At 59.2% G+C, this 16054-nt stretch carries 16 protein-coding genes; 5 read left to right on the forward strand and 11 right to left on the reverse strand.

Annotation, left to right across the window (positions count from 1 at the left end; all coding sequences use genetic code 11):
* Positions 1–60 precede the first annotated feature (60 nt).
* The 9 genes from AC0V6Q_RS00895 to AC0V6Q_RS00935 all read right to left on the reverse strand — a co-directional run bounded on the left by AC0V6Q_RS00895 (position 61) and on the right by AC0V6Q_RS00935 (position 8763).
* Positions 61–843, reverse strand: a complete 783-nt coding sequence (locus AC0V6Q_RS00895; RefSeq protein ID WP_486166564.1) for a phosphoadenylyl-sulfate reductase — start codon at positions 841–843, stop codon at positions 61–63.
* Complete coding sequence (locus AC0V6Q_RS00900; RefSeq protein ID WP_486166565.1) at positions 840–1313, reverse strand: DUF934 domain-containing protein; 474 nt, start codon at positions 1311–1313, stop codon at positions 840–842. Before AC0V6Q_RS00900 ends, AC0V6Q_RS00895 begins: the two co-directional genes overlap by 4 nt.
* Positions 1306–2937 (reverse strand): nitrite/sulfite reductase, encoded by a 1632-nt coding sequence (locus AC0V6Q_RS00905; RefSeq protein WP_486166566.1) that lies wholly within the window; start codon positions 2935–2937, stop codon positions 1306–1308. The genes AC0V6Q_RS00900 and AC0V6Q_RS00905 overlap by 8 nt, the downstream gene beginning before the upstream one ends.
* Positions 2937–3236: a DUF2849 domain-containing protein gene (locus AC0V6Q_RS00910; protein ID WP_486166567.1), complete on the reverse strand. Its 300-nt coding sequence runs from the start codon at positions 3234–3236 to the stop codon at positions 2937–2939. Before AC0V6Q_RS00910 ends, AC0V6Q_RS00905 begins: the two co-directional genes overlap by 1 nt.
* Positions 3233–3988 (reverse strand): uroporphyrinogen-III C-methyltransferase, encoded by a 756-nt coding sequence (cobA, locus tag AC0V6Q_RS00915; RefSeq protein WP_486166568.1) that lies wholly within the window; start codon positions 3986–3988, stop codon positions 3233–3235. Before cobA ends, AC0V6Q_RS00910 begins: the two co-directional genes overlap by 4 nt.
* Positions 3989–4082: 94 nt before the next feature.
* Complete coding sequence (locus AC0V6Q_RS00920) at positions 4083–5156, reverse strand: mechanosensitive ion channel family protein (RefSeq protein WP_486166569.1); 1074 nt, start codon at positions 5154–5156, stop codon at positions 4083–4085.
* Positions 5156–6361: a cystathionine beta-lyase gene (gene metC / locus AC0V6Q_RS00925; protein ID WP_486166570.1), complete on the reverse strand. Its 1206-nt coding sequence runs from the start codon at positions 6359–6361 to the stop codon at positions 5156–5158. Before metC ends, AC0V6Q_RS00920 begins: the two co-directional genes overlap by 1 nt.
* Positions 6358–7215: a sulfurtransferase gene (locus AC0V6Q_RS00930; protein ID WP_486166571.1), complete on the reverse strand. Its 858-nt coding sequence runs from the start codon at positions 7213–7215 to the stop codon at positions 6358–6360. Before AC0V6Q_RS00930 ends, metC begins: the two co-directional genes overlap by 4 nt.
* 57 nt (positions 7216–7272) lie before the next feature.
* Positions 7273–8763 (reverse strand): hypothetical protein, encoded by a 1491-nt coding sequence (locus AC0V6Q_RS00935; RefSeq protein WP_486166572.1) that lies wholly within the window; start codon positions 8761–8763, stop codon positions 7273–7275.
* A 312-nt stretch (positions 8764–9075) separates the two neighbouring features.
* Here AC0V6Q_RS00935 and queF point away from each other — a divergent pair, with 312 nt between their 5' ends.
* Positions 9076–9564, forward strand: a complete 489-nt coding sequence (gene queF / locus AC0V6Q_RS00940; protein WP_486169216.1) for a preQ(1) synthase — start codon at positions 9076–9078, stop codon at positions 9562–9564.
* A gap of 23 nt (positions 9565–9587) precedes the next feature.
* Here the strand turns inward: queF and AC0V6Q_RS00945 are convergent, their stop codons facing one another.
* On the reverse strand, positions 9588–10484 hold the full coding sequence (locus AC0V6Q_RS00945) for a hydrogen peroxide-inducible genes activator (RefSeq protein WP_486166573.1): 897 nt from the start codon (positions 10482–10484) through the stop codon (positions 9588–9590).
* Complete coding sequence (rnd, locus tag AC0V6Q_RS00950; RefSeq protein WP_486166574.1) at positions 10481–11749, reverse strand: ribonuclease D; 1269 nt, start codon at positions 11747–11749, stop codon at positions 10481–10483. The genes AC0V6Q_RS00945 and rnd overlap by 4 nt, the downstream gene beginning before the upstream one ends.
* A gap of 163 nt (positions 11750–11912) precedes the next feature.
* Between rnd and aspS the strand changes: the two genes are divergently transcribed.
* The 4 genes from aspS (at position 11913) to AC0V6Q_RS00970 (ending at position 15941) form a co-directional block, all read left to right on the forward strand.
* The gene (gene aspS / locus AC0V6Q_RS00955) at positions 11913–13703 is read left to right on the forward strand and encodes an aspartate--tRNA ligase (RefSeq protein ID WP_486166575.1); all 1791 of its coding nucleotides are present in this window, start codon (positions 11913–11915) and stop codon (positions 13701–13703) included.
* Between the two features lie 130 nt (positions 13704–13833).
* A complete protein-coding gene (locus AC0V6Q_RS00960) occupies positions 13834–14781 on the forward strand; it encodes a tetratricopeptide repeat protein (RefSeq protein WP_486166576.1) in 948 nt (315 codons plus the stop codon).
* Positions 14782–14827: 46 nt separating this feature from the next.
* Positions 14828–15610 (forward strand): hypothetical protein, encoded by a 783-nt coding sequence (locus tag AC0V6Q_RS00965; RefSeq protein ID WP_486166577.1) that lies wholly within the window; start codon positions 14828–14830, stop codon positions 15608–15610.
* Between the two features lie 94 nt (positions 15611–15704).
* Positions 15705–15941, forward strand: a complete 237-nt coding sequence (locus AC0V6Q_RS00970; protein ID WP_348157542.1) for an acyl carrier protein — start codon at positions 15705–15707, stop codon at positions 15939–15941.
* The last annotated feature ends 113 nt before the right edge of the window (positions 15942–16054 follow it).

The following is a 16054-nucleotide window of genomic DNA, read 5'->3' on the forward strand; positions in this document are numbered from 1 at the left end:
ATCTGCATCAATTGCACGCCTGGCTTGCAAAGATCCCCGCCTGCGCGAGGATTCACAGTGTCACAAAAACGGTTCCTCGCCCGGCTTGTGGATACCGCATTCGGTCTTGTCCCAGCCTTTCCAGCGCCCTGAACGCGGGTCTTCGCCCGGTGCCACCTTGTGGGTGCACGGCTCACAACCAATGCTTGGGAAACCGCGGGCTACCAGCGGGTGGCGGGGCAGATCGTGCTCTTCCATGTAAGCGGCGATGTCTTCGGCGGACCAGTCGATCAGCGGGTTGATTTTCAGACGGCCCGCCGCATCGGAAGTGTCCACTTCAAAGCGGGGCAGATTGGCGCGGGTGGCCGATTGAAAACTCTTGCGGCCGGTGAAGCTTGCGTCGAAGTGTTCAAGCGCTTTTTCCAGCGGCTTCACCTTGCGAATGTCGCAGCAACCGTCCGGATCATAGGACCAGCGCAGACCCGTTTCATCCTTGGCGGCAAGGTCTGCCTCGTCAGCGGTGAGGATTTGTAGATTGGTGAGGCCAAGCCGCTCCACAACTGCGTCGCGGTACGCGATCGTCTCGGCAAAGTGTTTGCCTGTATCGAGGAAAAGCACCGGAATGTTCCGGTCCGCCTCGGCCAAAAGGTGAAGTAAAACAATGCTTTCCGCGCCAAAGCTGGAGACTGTCGCAACATCGCCCGCAAGCGATCCTTCGATCACCGCTTTAAGCATTTCCTGCGTCGAGGAGCCACGGAACATGCGGTTAAGGCGCACGGCATCATGCTCGGTAAAGCGCGGAGACGCATCGAGGCGGTCGATTGTGCGATCCTGAACAGCAGCGCGGGATTCCGGTTTCGTCATGAAGAAACTCCATGCCGGATCCGGGGGATTGTCCGGCGGCCATCAGTGGTCGCCTGATAGACATTTTCCCACGTCGCAAAGGCGCGTTTGGCGTCCTCTTCGTTAAGGGGTTTGTCCGGCGCAAACGCGTCAAACCCGCAGCGGCGCATATGGCTCAACTGGTCGATGCCAACATCGCCCACCGCGCGCAATTCTCCGGTGAAACCGGCTTCGCGCAGGATACGGGCCGAGGAATAACCGCGCCCATCGCCAAAGCTCGGGAAGTTGACCTCGACGAGCGCCAAACGGTCGAGGAACGGCAGCAGCACGCGCGCATCATCGCCCGGTTCGATCCGGACAGCGGTGGCATTGGTCTGATCGCAGCACGCATCGACCGTGACAGCGGCGTGGTCGGCCACTTCGTCATCGCGGAAACGGAACTGCACATCGTCAGGGGATGTACCCCAATTGCTATCGGACGCATTATCCATAAAGCGCCTCCTTGAACGGGGCCATGCCGATACGGCGGTATGTGTCGAGGAAACGCTCGCCGTCCTCGCGCTGGGCGAGGTAGACGTCAGTCACGGTATCGACTGCTTCGATCACGCCATCTTCGGTGAAGCCGGGTCCGGTGATCTTGGCGAGGCTGGTGTCCTCGGCCTCTGAACCGCCAAGCGAAAGCTGATAGTTCTCAAGGCCCTTTTTATCGACGCCAAGAATGCCGATGTGACCTGCGTGGTGATGTCCGCAAGCGTTGATGCAGCCAGAGATTTTGAGCTTCAGTTCGCCCAGCTTTTCGGTCTTGCCCGACGCATCGAACCGTTCAGAGATACGCTGTGCCAGCGGGATCGAACGAGCGTTGGCGAGCGCGCAATAGTCGAGGCCGGGACACGCGATCATGTCCTCGATGGTGTCGAGGTTTGGCGAGCCAAGGCCAGCGGCCTCAAGCTCGGTCCAAAGCGCGTGCAAGTCGCGGATCTTCACATGCGGCAGCACCACGTTCTGCGTGTGCATGATGCGCAGTTCGTCAAAGCTGTATTGCTTGGCGAGCTTCGCCATCAGGCGCATTTGATCGCCCGTCGCATCACCCGGAATACCGCCCACAGGCTTCAGCGAAATCACCGCGCTGACATAGCTTTCGTGCTTGTGGCGATTGGTGTTCCGGTCGACCCAAAGCGCAAAGTCGGGGTCCGAACGATCGACCTGTTTGGGACCGTCTTCGAACGCAGGATCGGCGAAGAACGGCTTGATCCGCTCAAGCTCTTCGCGTGGTGGCTCAACACCTTGCTCGAGCATATGCGCGAACTCTTCTTCGACCTGGCGCACGTACTCATCACGGCCCAGCTCATGGACAAGGATTTTGATGCGCGCTTTGTACTTGTTATCCCGACGGCCATAGCGGTTGTAGACCCGCAAACACGCCTCGGCATAGGTAATCAGCTGATCGAGCGGTACAAAATCGCGGATCATCGGAGCGATCATCGGGGTGCGTCCCATGCCGCCACCGGCATAGAAGCGCGCGCCGATCTCGCCATCATCGTTCTTTACGATCTGAACGCCGATATCGTGGAGGCGCATGGCGGCGCGGTCTTTTTCAGACGCGATCACGCAGATTTTGAACTTGCGCGGCAGGTATGTGAACTCCGGGTGGAAGCTCGACCATTGGCGCATCAGTTCGGCATAGGGACGCGGATCGACCAGCTCATCATGGCTTGCGCCTGCAAAGTGATCGCTTGAGATGTTGCGGATGCAATTGCCGCTCGTTTGGATCGCATGCATTTCCACCTTGGCGAGGTCCGCCAAAATGTCGGCTGTGTCCTCGAGCTTAATCCAGTTGTATTGGACATTCTGACGCGTGGTGAAGTGGCCATAGCCGCGGTCATATTTGTCCGCGATATCGCCCAGCACCGTCATCTGCTCGCTGTTAAGCGTGCCATAGGGGATCGCAACGCGCAGCATGTAGGCGTGGAGTTGCAGATAGAGCCCGTTCATCAAGCGCAGCGGCTTGAACTCGTCTTCCGAGAGCGAACCTTCAAGGCGGCGACGAGCCTGATCGCGGAATTCTTCAACGCGGGCATCGACCATCGCTTGGTCATATGAATCGTATTTGTACATCAGATTACCCAGTCAATCGCTTCGGGGTCTTTGGGTTTGAGCGTCAAATCCTGACGCACGGTGGGGCCAAGGGCGCGGATGCGGTCCTTGATGTGGGCAGGGCGCACACTGCCGTCGTCTTCGCGGGTCGCTTCGATGATGTAAGGCACGTTGACGCGAAGAGCGGCTTCTTCAGCTGCGAGCACTTGCTCTGCCGTTTCGCCAGCGTCCACAGCATCATCGACATGGCGCGACCAGCCTTCGCCGGTCCACCAGATCACATCGCCTGTCTTCAGGTCGTTTCCGGTAAGAACTCTCATTGATGCGCCTCCAGCGCCAATTGTTCGAGGTGAGCGTCTTCCCGCGCCGTCACATCGCCGATGACGATCAGGGCAGGGCTCTTGATTTTGTTGTCTGTCACAAGGTCGGGGAGCCCCGCCAAGGGCCCGCGCACCACCCGCATATCGGCGCGTGCAGCATTCTCCACCACAACCACGGGCACATCAGGTGTGAGGCCGTCCGCCATCAGTTTCTCAGCGATTTGCGGCGCGGTTTTGACGCCCATATAGATGACTAGCGTGCGGCCTTTACCAGCAAGGCCCGACCAATCCTGATCAGACAGGCCTTTGCACTGGCCAGCGACAAAGCTGACGATGCTCGCAGCGTCGCGGTGGGTGAGGGGGATGCCGGTCGCGGCCGCCATACCGTTCGCAGCCGAAATGCCGGGGACAAACTCGACCTTCACGCCGTGAGCGCGGGCTAATTCAGCCTCTTCCCCGCCGCGTCCAAAGATCAGCGGGTCGCCGCCTTTAAGGCGCACAACATCTTGACCCTTTTGAGCCAGACGCACGAGCAGCAGGTTGATATCATCTTGCGGCATAGTGTGCCGCGCACGTTTCTTTGCAACCGAGATAAGCCGCGCATCGGGGCGCGCCATCGCCATGATTTCAGGGCTTACAAGCCCGTCATGGACAATCACTTCGGCGCTCTCGATCAAGCGCGCCGCGCGCAGTGTCAAAAGGTCGGGATCACCCGGACCTGCGCCCACAAGAAAGATGGTTCCAGTTTCCATCGCTCCCAAATGGCGGGGAGGGCCACCGTGCGCCAGCGAGAATGGATTGGGCCGCGCCAAGCAAAGCTTTCGCGCGGAACTTGAAACTTTATTCCTAGGACGCTTTCCCGGCGCTCATCAGCTCGACCAATTGGTCCAACTGTTTGGATGAGCGCAGGTGCAAATCGCGTTGCGGGAACGGGATTTCGATGTCGTTCTCTTTGAACAATTTCCAAATCCGCATGTAGACATCGGAACGGATATTCGCGAGCCCGCCTTCGGGGTCCTGGATCCAGAAGCGCAACTCAAAATTCACCGAATTATCGCCAAATTCCATGATATTAACGCGCGGCTTTGGATGTTTTTGGACCCGCTCAACTTCGTCTGCCGCCTGATACAGCAGCTTTGTGACGAGCTCCAGATCGCTGTCATACGATACGCCAACGGGTGCCTTCACGCGCACGTCTTTTGAGCTGTAGGACCAGTTCACCACCTGATTGGTCATCAAAAGCTCGTTTGGGATGAGATATTCGGTTTGATCACGGGTAATGACCGAAATGGCGCGAATGCCGATCTTGCGGATTTGGCCGACCGCTTCTTGCCCGGTTGTGTCGGCAACAGAGATTACATCGCCCGGCTTGATCGATTTGTCGAGCAGCAGGAGAATGCCTGAGATGAGGTTACCGAAGGTTTTTTGGAGACCGAAACCGATGGCCAGACCAAACGCGCCGCCAAAGATCGCAAGGGCGGTGAGATCAATGCCGATAAGATCAATCGTGACAAAGAAGGCAATCGCCCAAATGGCAATGGTGGCCAGCTTCTCGGCAAGCAGTTTCTGACTGCCGTCAAAGGCAGAAACGCGCCCGATCAGATTGCGTGCAAGCCGCGTGATGAACCACGCAGCGGTGATAACCAGGCCGATTGTGGCGAGCAGGAACACGACATCGAACACCGAAATGCGAACTTCGCCCACAACCAGCGCCCAGCTGTCGAGCGTGCCGATGACTGCACCAAGAGTGTCGTTTTGGGCCGCCAGCCCTTCTTTCGCGCCCTCTGCAACGCTGACCACCTCCTCTACGGCAGGCGCTTCTTCGGCGAGGCTCCACGCCTGGGTCGGGGCTGCTTCCAACTCCGGGGCGGCCTCTACTTCGGTATCAGGGGTCGGGGGTTCGGGTGTTACTGCGGTCATCAAATGTCCAATTGGCCGAGCGCTTGTTCAAGGTCGGCGATCAGGTCGTGCGTGTCTTCAAGCCCGATGGATAGGCGAACCGCCGGCTTTTCGCCACCTTCAGTGGGCGCGTTCATCACAGATCGGTGCTTGTCAGGGTAGATCGGGAGCACGAGGCTTTCAAATCCGCCCCAGCTGTAGCCTATACCAAACAGCTTGAGCGCATCGGCAAGTCTTCCGCTGGCCTCTGCATCATCGCTTGCAAGGACAAAGCTGAACAGCCCGCATCCGCCGGTGAAATCGCGTTTCCAAAGCTCGTGGCCGGGTGCGCCGGGCAGAAGGGGGCAGAGCACTTGTTCCACTTGGGGCTGGTCATCGAGCCACTGCGCGATTTTAAGCGCGCTTGCCGTTTCCTGCTCCAACCGCACCTTCATCGTGCGAAGTCCGCGTGCGGCGAGCGCTGCATCATCGGGTGAGACAACCTGACCGAGCTCGTGAGAGGTTCGGCGCAGCGCCTTGTACCAGCGTTCGCCAGCGCTTGCCGAACCCATCATGAGGTCGCTGTGCCCGCCGACATGTTTGGAAAGGCTTTGCATGGTGATGTCGCAACCATGTGTGAGAGCAGCAAAGCCAAGCGCGCCTGCCCATGTGTTGTCGATCAGGGTTACCGCCTTGGCATCCTTCGCAATGCGCGCCATTGCAGGCACATCGCAGACTTCCATGGTGAGCGAGCCGGGGCTTTCAAACCACACGGCGCGTGGGGCTTTCTCGGACACCAGCGCCTCAAAACCTGCAACGTCCATGGGGTCAAAAAAGCTGTGCGTAATACCCATGCGCCTTAACAGGCCGGTCGCCATAGAGCGCGACGGGTCATAGGCATTGTCGCTCATCAACAAATGATCACCCGGGCGCAGGACAGCCAGCAAACATCCGGCAATCGCTGCAACGCCGCTTGGGTAGAGAACAGTGCCAAAGGCCCCCGGCTCGATATCGGTCAGCGCCTGAGCGAGAGCCCACTGTGTCGGTGCGCCGCGCCTGCCGTAGAAGAATTCTCCATCAACCGTTCCAGCGTTGGCCGCTTTGCGCTCGGCCTCGCTTTCATAAAGATGGGTGGAGGCGCGCCACACAGGCGGATTGACCACGCGCCCGGTCCATTCAGGCCGCCTGCCTGCATGGGTCAGCTTTGTGCCGGGCCCAAGAGGCTGTTTGTCATCCGAAGTGCTCATGCGGGACCTTGCTCTTTGGGTGTATCAGGATCGGCTTCCCATTCCTGCCAGCTGCCGTCGTAGAGCCGCAGGTCGTCCATGCCCGCAATATGGGCTGCAAAAAGCAGAACCGATGCGGTCACTCCGCTGCCGCATGTGGTGATAAGAGGTCGAGCCGGATCGACGCCTGCGTCTTCAAACAGCACACGCAATTCTGCAGCGGATTTGAAGGTTCCATCGTCATTGAAGACCTTGCCAAACGGCAGGTTGAGCGCGCCCGGTATTCGCCCGTTCTGCCCGCCATGTACCGGATCGATGCCGCTGCCAAAGACTCTGTCTGCACCCCTTGCATCGAGCACCTGGGCAATGCCGCTCTCGCAATTGGCGAGCATGTCGGCTTTGCTTGCGACTTTTGGAGATACGTCCTCGGGCGTGAGAGGTTCGACCGGAGCGTGGGTGCTTGGACCCGCCTGCAGACTGCGTCCTTCTGCGCGCCACTTGCCAAGGCCCCCGTCAAGCACCGCGACATTCGGCAAGCCGCCTTGGATAAGCGAAAACCATGCGCGTGCCGATGTCTTTACCGCGCTGTCGTCGTAAAGGACGATTTTCGCGCCAGCTTCAACGCCCAGCTCAGCCAAACGCTGCGCCACCTGCTCTGCCCGCGGAAGCGCGGCGGGAACCGAAGACGATGCGTCGATGAGCGAGGCAAGGTCCAGAAACCGTGCGCCCGGAATATGACCTTCTTCAAACTCGCTGCGCGGATCGCGACCTGCGGCTGGCAAATGGCGCGATGCATCGAGGACTACCACTCCGGGCGTGCCAAGTTGGTCGGCCAACCACGCGGTAGAAACAAGGTTTTGAAACTGATCGGTCATGCCCGCCTTGCTAGCCCGCCGATGGAGCCACGCCAAGCAGGATCGAGCGATGTTGCGTCACGAATGCTTGATCAATTGCGCGCGTAGAGGCGGCAGTGAGCCCGGAGGCCCGTCGAGGACCAGCGGGTGGACCCGCGTCGGGCTGGTTGCGCTGGGCGTGCCCAGAACGAAGGAGCGTGTCATCGCCGGTTGATCGGGAATATCGAGCCTGAAGTGGATCAGCGGGATCACAACGGGCCGACCGTTCTGGCTGATCGCGGTGATCTCGCTTACCGGCAATTGCACCGTGCCTTTGATCCTGCGGCTTTGCTGAGGCGCGATCCTGTCGACCGTGGTGATCGGCATGGCCTTGTCAATCGGCGCAGGGCTGGCCGCGCCTTCCTGTGCGCAGGCAAGCTCTCCTGCGATGCTCAGGTCTTTGAGGGGATGCTGCGACAGGTTCTTGATCTCGAGGCTGAAATCCACAGTCAACCGCATCAAGCTGCGCGATGCATTGGCGATATCAAGGGCAAGATCGACCTTGGGAGGGGCGCTTGGGGCGATCGGTGGCGGGGCCGTAGTTGTAGCCACCGCGGGCTCTGGCCCTGGTTCGGCCACCGCTTCGGCCACCGCTTCGGCCACCGCTTCGGCCACCGGTTCGGTCACCTGTTCGGGCATGTGATCGGATAGGGGCTCTGCCGCCTTTGTTGGCGCCGCTTCAGGTGCAGTCGGCGCTGCTGCTGGCTGCGGTTTGGGCTCGGTCCACTCGTTTCTGGGGGCTTCCACTTCCTCGCCCATCGAGGCGCGCACTCCGGCGGTCAAAACGTTCGCGGATGCCTCGAGTGTTGCCTCGCTCTCCTGCTTGCGTCTGAGCCAGACGATAGCGATGATCCCGCCAAGCGCCGCAATCAAAGCAACAAGCGCGACCAAAAGCCAGGTTTGCGCAATCAACCTGTCCCACACGCTTGGAGTGTTGGTCGAAAGCGGGATGGCATTTTGCGATGCCGGGGCAGGTGGCACGGCGCTTCCCGCGTTCTCTGCGCCTGCTTCATCGACGCTGTACCATCCATCGTCGCTGCGAGGCGCGGTCGCGCCGGGCTCTTCACCAAGCGAGTCAAAGCCCGGGCCTGCCGTGTCCTCGACTCCGATCCCGGCGCCTTGCGCATTGGGGTTTCGGACCTCTGGGCGCACATTTGGACGGGCTATATCCGGCTCAGTGCGTGCAGGCGCGGGCTGTGAGGCTTGCGGGGAGGGCGCTGTGCGCGTTTGGGTTGCTGCCGGAGCCGGAGTTGAAGTCTGCGTCGGTGCCCGAGTTGGAGCCCCATTTGGAGCCCCAGTTGGAGCCGAAGTCGGGGCAGGCGTTGGCGCAGGGGTGGTCGAAGCGGGAGGCGTTCGGGTTGGCTGGGGGATGACCCTTGGCCCGATTGGCACGCCGAACCGCTCATCGGCTGGCCCCTGCGGCGCGCGCGAGGGCGAAGGCGTCGGCGTCGCCGTTGGGACGGAGAATGTCTCGTCCTGCTGCTCTTGCGCGGCAAGCTGCATCGGCATTGCCAATGCAGCCGCGCTCACAAAGCATAGGGCGCCCATCCGAAAGCCCCGCCCCAGCGCCAATGTCCCCAGCGCTACTGGCCTCAGCGCCATTGGCCTCAAAGCCGAAGGAGTTTGCAGCACAGTGCTTTGCGAAAAAGCGGGAAGGGTAAACAAGCAGGTCATACCACGATCAACGTCGATAAATTGCAACAACACACCTTGCTGCGAGCTTAAAAAGTGAACTCTTCGGGCGCGCGGGGGATTGCGCCTGATACAAGTGACATAGTGTCCGATGCGCCCGCGTCCAGTAAGCGGCTTGCAACCCATGCTCTTTCGCGGCAACAGCGCGGCATGGAAACCACACCTGAATCGAACGCCCCCAATGAAACGTCGGGCACTCCCGCATTTCTGGGTAAGCAAACCGACCTTCCGCAATCTCCCGAAGAAGCGGTTCTGGATTATGTCCCCAATCCGCGCGCTGGCAGCCTTTACCTCGTGCGCTTTGTCTCGCCCGAGTTTACCTCGCTTTGTCCGGTGACCAACCAGCCTGACTTTGCACATATCGTAATCGACTACGCGCCGGATGAGACGATTGTGGAATCGAAAAGCCTCAAGCTTTTCCTCGGCTCATTCCGCAATCACAACGGCTTTCACGAAGACGTGACTGTTGGCGTTGGCCAAAGGCTCGCTGAAGAGATGAAGCCCAAATGGCTGCGCATTGGCGGATATTGGTATCCGCGCGGCGGCATTCCGATTGACGTGTTCTGGCAGACCGGTGCGCCGCCTGCAGACCTGTGGCTGCCTGACCAAGGTGTTTCGCCCTATCGCGGGCGCGGCTAAAATGCTGTGGTTGAGCGGGTGAGTTAGCCCGCGCGCAATTCTTCGGCGAGCAGCTGGAAATCGGGTGCGCGCGGTGAGTTCTTGCGCCACACAAGAGTAATCTCTCGCCTCGCAGTGCCGCTTTCCATCGGGCGCGCAACCACTTGTGTGCCGCTCAAAATACCGGCATCCAGTGCCATCTCCGGCAGGATGGTAAGGCCCAGATCATTGTCGACCATCTGCACGAGAGTGTGCAGACTTGTACCGATCATACCGGCGCTTGCCCGCAGTTCGGAGCGGTTGCACGCAGTCAGCGCATGATCGCGCAGGCAATGCCCGTCTTCGAGCAAAAGCAGGCTTCCATAATCGAGAAGGTCGGGATCGACGCTCGCAGGCGGCATCCGCGGGTCATCCTTGGGAAAGGCGACGAACAGCCTGTCATCGGAAATCTTCGCTTTTTCGACCTCGCCTGTGTCAAACGGAAGTGCCAGAAGCACGCAATCCACGCGCCCATGTTGAAGCGATTCAATCGCATCCTGGCTCGTCTCTTCGCGCAGCATCAATTGCAGGTCAGGGCGCTCTTTCCTGAGGCGCGGCAAAATGCGCGGGATCATAAAGGGCGCGATCGTCGGGATAACGCCCATTCGAAGCTCACCGGTCAAAGGCTTGCCCGCTGCCTGAACAAGCTCGGCAAGCTCCTCTGCTTCGCGCAGGATCTTGTTCGCCTTTTCAACGACCTGATCGCCAAGCCGGGTGAAGCGAACCACCCGGCGCGAACGCTCGACCAGGGTCACACCCAGAAGCGATTCAAGCTCGCGAATACCGGCGGAAAGCGTTGATTGAGAGACAAAGCTCGCATCGGCGGCACGCCCGAAATGCCCTGCCTCGTGCAAAGCGACGAGATATTGCAGCTGTTTCAAGGTGGGCAGGTAGGTACTCACTGCCCGACCTCTGCTTCTGCGCCTTCCTCTTGTGTCGATTCTTCTGCGTGTGCCTCGGCCGCGTCTTCTTCCGCCTGCGCCTCTTCCATGCTGGCTTGCATATCGTCGATATGGGTCATCACCAGCCTGCCTTTCTTGACCGCAAAGGCGGTGCGGCCTTCGACCAGTTCCAGAGCGTCCTTGCCAAAGACGTCATAGCGCCAACCATCGAGCACTTTGAGCTCGCGCACGCCCGCGGCGAGCGCTTCCATCTCGTCCGCGCGGGTCAACAGACGCGCAGCCACATCAATCTCACGCGCCCGGATTTTCAGGAGCAATTTGAGAAGGTCGGCCACAAGGGCACCCTCTTTGCCAAGCGGCGCGCCGCGCTTCATCTTCTCGGGCATTTCCGATTTGGGCAGAGGTTCCGCCTCGGCGATTACCTTCATCAGGCGCTTGCCAATATCATTGTCGCGCCACGCGCTGGAAAGGCCGCGCACTTTGGCGAGATCACTTTGCTTCTTGGGCGGATGCGAGGCGATATCGGCGAGTGTTTCGTCGCGCATAATACGCCCACGCGGAATGTTCTTGTGCTGCGCCTCACCCTCGCGCCATGCGGCAAGGTCCTTTAGGCGGCCAAGCACCTGCGGATTGCGCCCGGGCTGACGGATTTTCTTCCACGAATTGCTTGGATCGACGGTGTAGTTGGAGACGTTGGCAAGCTTCTCCATTTCTGCATCAAGCCAATTGCCGCGCCCCGTCTTGATCAGCTTTTTGAGGATTTTGGGAAAGATGCTCGACAAATGCGTCACGTCGCCAATCGCGTATTCGATCTGGCGATCGGTCAGCGGGCGGCGGCTCCAATCGGTAAAGCGCGCGCCTTTATCGATCTGAAAGCCCAGCCAGTGGTCGACAAGGTTGGCATAGCCGATCTGTTCGGACTGGCTGATCGCCATCATTGCAATTTGCGTGTCGAACACGGGCTGCGGCGTCTTGCCGGTCATGTTGACGATAATTTCGACGTCCTGCCCGCCAGCGTGGAAGACTTTGAGAACCTCATCGTTTTCCGTGAGCAGGTCGAGCAACGGTTTGAGATCAATGCCATCGGCAAGCGGATCAATTGCGGCGGCTTCTTCGGTATTGGCGATTTGGACCAGGCAAAGTTCCGGCCAATAGGTGTTTTCGCGCATGAATTCAGTGTCCACCGCGACGAATTCGGAAGCTGCCAAACGCTCGCACAGTTCAGCCAGAGCGTCGGTAGTGGTAATCAGATCATGTATTTTCATTTCATTCATTTCTTATGTCTTGAGCGGAGTGCCGCTCTCGGCCCGCAAGTGGCCAGAATATGGTAGAGGCGCTTGCGACGTGATGCCGCGACTTGACAAAGCGGTATGCTTCCCCTGTTAGCGCGCCCATAGCGCCATACACGCAAATAGGACAATAATTTAGATGCACGCCTATCGTACCCACAACTGTGCCCAGCTTTCCGCCGAAAATGTTGGTGAAACCGTCCGTCTTTCGGGCTGGGTCCACCGCAAACGCGATTTTGGCGGGGTTCTCTTCGTCGATTTGCGCGATCACTTTGGCATCACCCAGATTGTGGCTGACGAAGATTCGCCTGCACTGGAAGTGCTCGACCGGCTTCGCGCGGAATCGGTGGTGACGATTGATGGCGAGGTAAAGGCCCGCAGCGCCGATACAGTGAACCCCAAGCTTGCCACCGGCGAGATCGAAGTGTTCGCCCGCGCGATTACCGTGCAAAGCGCGGCGGCAGAATTGCCTTTGCCGGTCGCGGACGAGCTGGATTACCCAGAGCACATTCGCCTGAAATATCGCTTCCTCGACCTGCGGCGTGAGACCATGCACCGTAACATCATGCTGCGCAGCCAGGTTATCACTTCGCTTCGCAAGCGGATGACGGATCAGGGCTTTACCGAGTTTCAGACGCCGATCCTGACCGCGTCCTCCCCCGAAGGCGCGCGCGACTTCCTCGTGCCATCACGCATGCATCCGGGCAATTTCTACGCGCTTCCCCAAGCGCCGCAGATGTTCAAGCAGATGCTGATGGTGTCGGGCTTCGACCGCTACTTCCAGATTGCACCGTGTTTCCGCGACGAAGACCTTCGCGCAGACCGGAGCCTTGAGTTTTACCAGCTCGACTTTGAAATGAGCTTTGTGACGCAGGAAGATGTGTTCCAAGCGCTTGAGCCTGTGCTCGCGGGCACTTTCGAGGAATTCTCGGGCGGCAAGACTGTCACCAAATCAGGCGATTTCCCGCGCATCCCCTACGCCGAAGCGATCATGAAGTACGGCACCGACAAGCCCGACCTTCGCAACCCGCTGATCATTTCGGATGTCACCAGCCACTTTGAAAAATCGGGCTTTGGCCTGTTTGAAAAGATCGTTGGCAGTGGCGGCGTTGTTCGCGTGGTTCCTGCCCCGAACACAGCCGGTAAGAGCCGCAAGTTCTTCGATGACATGAACAATTGGGCCCGCAGCGAAGGGTTTGCTGGCCTTGGCTATGTCACCCGCAAAGGCGGTGAGTTTGGCGGTCCGATTGCCAAGAACCACGGTCCGGAGCGCATGGAAGAGCTTTATAACGAGCTTGGCCTTGGCCCGGATGATGGCCTGTTCTTCGCGGCCGGCAAGGAAAAGGACGCGGCCAAACTCGCAGGCGCTGCCCGCACCCAAGTGGGCGAGCAATTGGAATTGATCGAGCAAGACTGCTTCAAATTCTGCTGGATCGTCGATTTCCCCATGTTCGAATATGACGAGGAAGCGAAGAAGGTCGACTTCAGCCACAACCCCTTCTCGATGCCGCAAGGCGAGATGGAAGCGCTGGAGACCATGGACCCGCTCGACATCAAGGCGTGGCAGTATGACATCGTCTGCAATGGCTATGAGCTGTCATCGGGCGCAATCCGGAACCACCGCCCGGACATCATGTACAAAGCGTTCGAGCTTGCCGGATATGACAACGCCACTGTCGACAAAGAGTTCGGCGGCATGATCGAAGCGTTCAAGCTTGGCGCGCCTCCGCACGGTGGCTCTGCACCGGGTATCGACCGCATTGTCATGTTGCTCGCAGGCGAAGAGGCAATCCGTGAGGTTATCGCCTTCCCGATGAACCAGAAGGGCGAGGACCTGATGATGGGCGCGCCTTCGCCAGCCGCCCCAGCGCAGCAACGCGAGCTGAGCATTCGCGTGGTGGAGCCTCCCAAAACGGAAGGCCAGCAATAAGCCCGGAAATTCCGGCCTCCCGACCCATTCATTTGGCGTAAATTGCAGCCTATCCAGATTGCGGTTGAAAGCAGAACCGGGGGTTTGGATGACTGGAAAAGTGTGCTTCGTGAGGGGCTTGGTCGGGGCCATGGCACTTTGCGGCGCGCAGGCGGCGCAGGCTGAAACGATCCCGGTCGAGGGTGTCTATGCTGCGCGCGTGGATGTGCCTGTCGATGTGCAGCTTATCCTTATTGACCGGTTCCGCGGTGATTTAGGGCAGGATTTTGAGCTCGCGCTCTCCGAGCAGCTTGGCAATGTCTTCATCCGAGGCGAACCCTATTTCGAGCTTGTTACGCCCAATACGTTCGCCAGTGCAGAGGTTCAGGTCGAGGGCAATGACGGTACAGTTTCGGCCCGGCCTCTGCTCCCCGATGCGGAGCTTCGCGGCACTGTGCGCAGCGAGGTTATCGAGCGTGAAGTAAAGCCCAAAATCGAACGCGAATGCTCCAAGCGTAATGCAGAAGACAAATGCATCGAGCGGCGCGAAGTGCGCATCGAATGCCGCGAGCTTTCGGTGCGGGTTGACCCGCGCCTGCTTTTGACCGGCGCAGGCGGCGAGCAGCTGTATTCTCAAACCGAACCGCGCGCTGCTGCCGAGCGGTATTGTGCAGATGAAAGCGGCGTTCCCTCGAGCCTTGATATGGAAAACGAGCTTATCGGCGCTCTCGTAGAGGAGATACGCCGTGACCTTGCACCGGTTCAGTCACGCAGGGGCATTCGTGTGATGGAAAGCCGCAAGAACCTTCGCAAAGAGGATCGCCGGGCCTTTCGTGATGCGGTCAAACTGACCGATGACAGCGTTGATGCCGCATGCGAAGGGTTCGGGGCGCTGGAGGCGACCAATCCCGAGCATGTCTCCGTCCTGTTCAACATCGGGCTATGTCATGAAAGCGCAGGCGAGCTGGAAGCGGCGCTCGATTACTATGCTCGCGCGCTGTTGGTCGATCCTGACCGCGATTACCCCACCGACGGAATGCGACGGGTGCGCAGCCGGGTGAGAGCCGAAGAAGACCTGGCCGCGCGCGCCGCGCTTTGATCATAGCGCTCGTAACAACTGCCCCTGTTCGCGCGAATGGCCCATTATGAGCCTTGATCGCCGATCCTTTCTTGGTGCGAGCCTTGCCGCCGCTTTAATCGCGCCCTCGCTGGTCAGCTGCGAGCAAGGGGCAGAGGCAGGCCCGCCCAAAACCAAGCTTTATGTCATGGGGGTGATCCATTCGAATCATCTTGGTAGCAAGGATTACTCGCTTCAGGTGCTCGAACAGGCGATCCGAAAGGCATCGCCCGATATCATCCTGACAGAAATTCCCCCGGACCGCATTGATCAGGCGATCGCAAGCTTTGAGGCCACGGGCGAAGTGGATGAGCCTCGCACGCAAGTCTTTCCCGAGTACACCGATGTGGTCTTTCCGCTAAGCAAAGAGCTCGGGTTTCGCATCCTTGGGACGGCTGGTTGGTCGCAAGGTATCGCAAGGAACCGCGCCCGTGCATTGCGGCGTATTCAAAACGATCCAGCCCGCGCTAACGAGTGGGCCGAGCACCGCGCGGCCGTTCGCACGTTTTCGCGCGAGCTGGCAGGGCGCGGCGATGATCCGCGCTTTATTCATACGCCTGAATTCGATGCGCTCGCAAAGGCGTCGCGCGGCCCATATGAGCGGTATTTTGACGAAGACTTTGGTGCAGGCGGCTGGACGCAAATCAACCGCGCGCATACCGATCTGATCAATCAGGAACTCGACCGGATCAGCGGGCAAGGTCTGACCGCCCTCGTCACCTTTGGGACCTTGCACAAATACAAGATTCTCGAGAGTTTTGAGGGCCGGGACGATGTCGAGCTGCTCGATACAAGGGCGCTGTTTGCCTGATATCCCAAACAGGCTTGCATCTTGACTTGCGCTATTTCGAACCGACCTATAGGGGCGTAGGAGAAGTTTCAAACCCCAGAAAAGAGGGATCAACATGAGCGATACTGCAACCCGCGTGCAGAAAATTGTCGTCGAACATCTCGGCGTCGAAGGTGACAAAGTAACTCAGGAAGCAAGCTTTATCGATGATCTGGGCGCAGACAGCCTCGATATCGTTGAGCTGGTAATGGCTTTCGAAGAAGAGTTTGGCGTGGAAATCCCCGATGATGCGGCTGAAAAGATCGCAACCGTTGGCGATGCAACCAAATTCATCGAAGAAACGCAAGGTTAAGTCCGCAAGGGGGCCAAGCCCCCGGGCTAACGCCTTCAGATCGTCCGTTTTGATGGACGACTGACCGACAGGCCCGGGCCCTTTTTAGGGCTATCGGGCCTGTAGTGTATTGG

It is taken from the genome of Erythrobacter sp. S227, assembly GCF_057364925.1.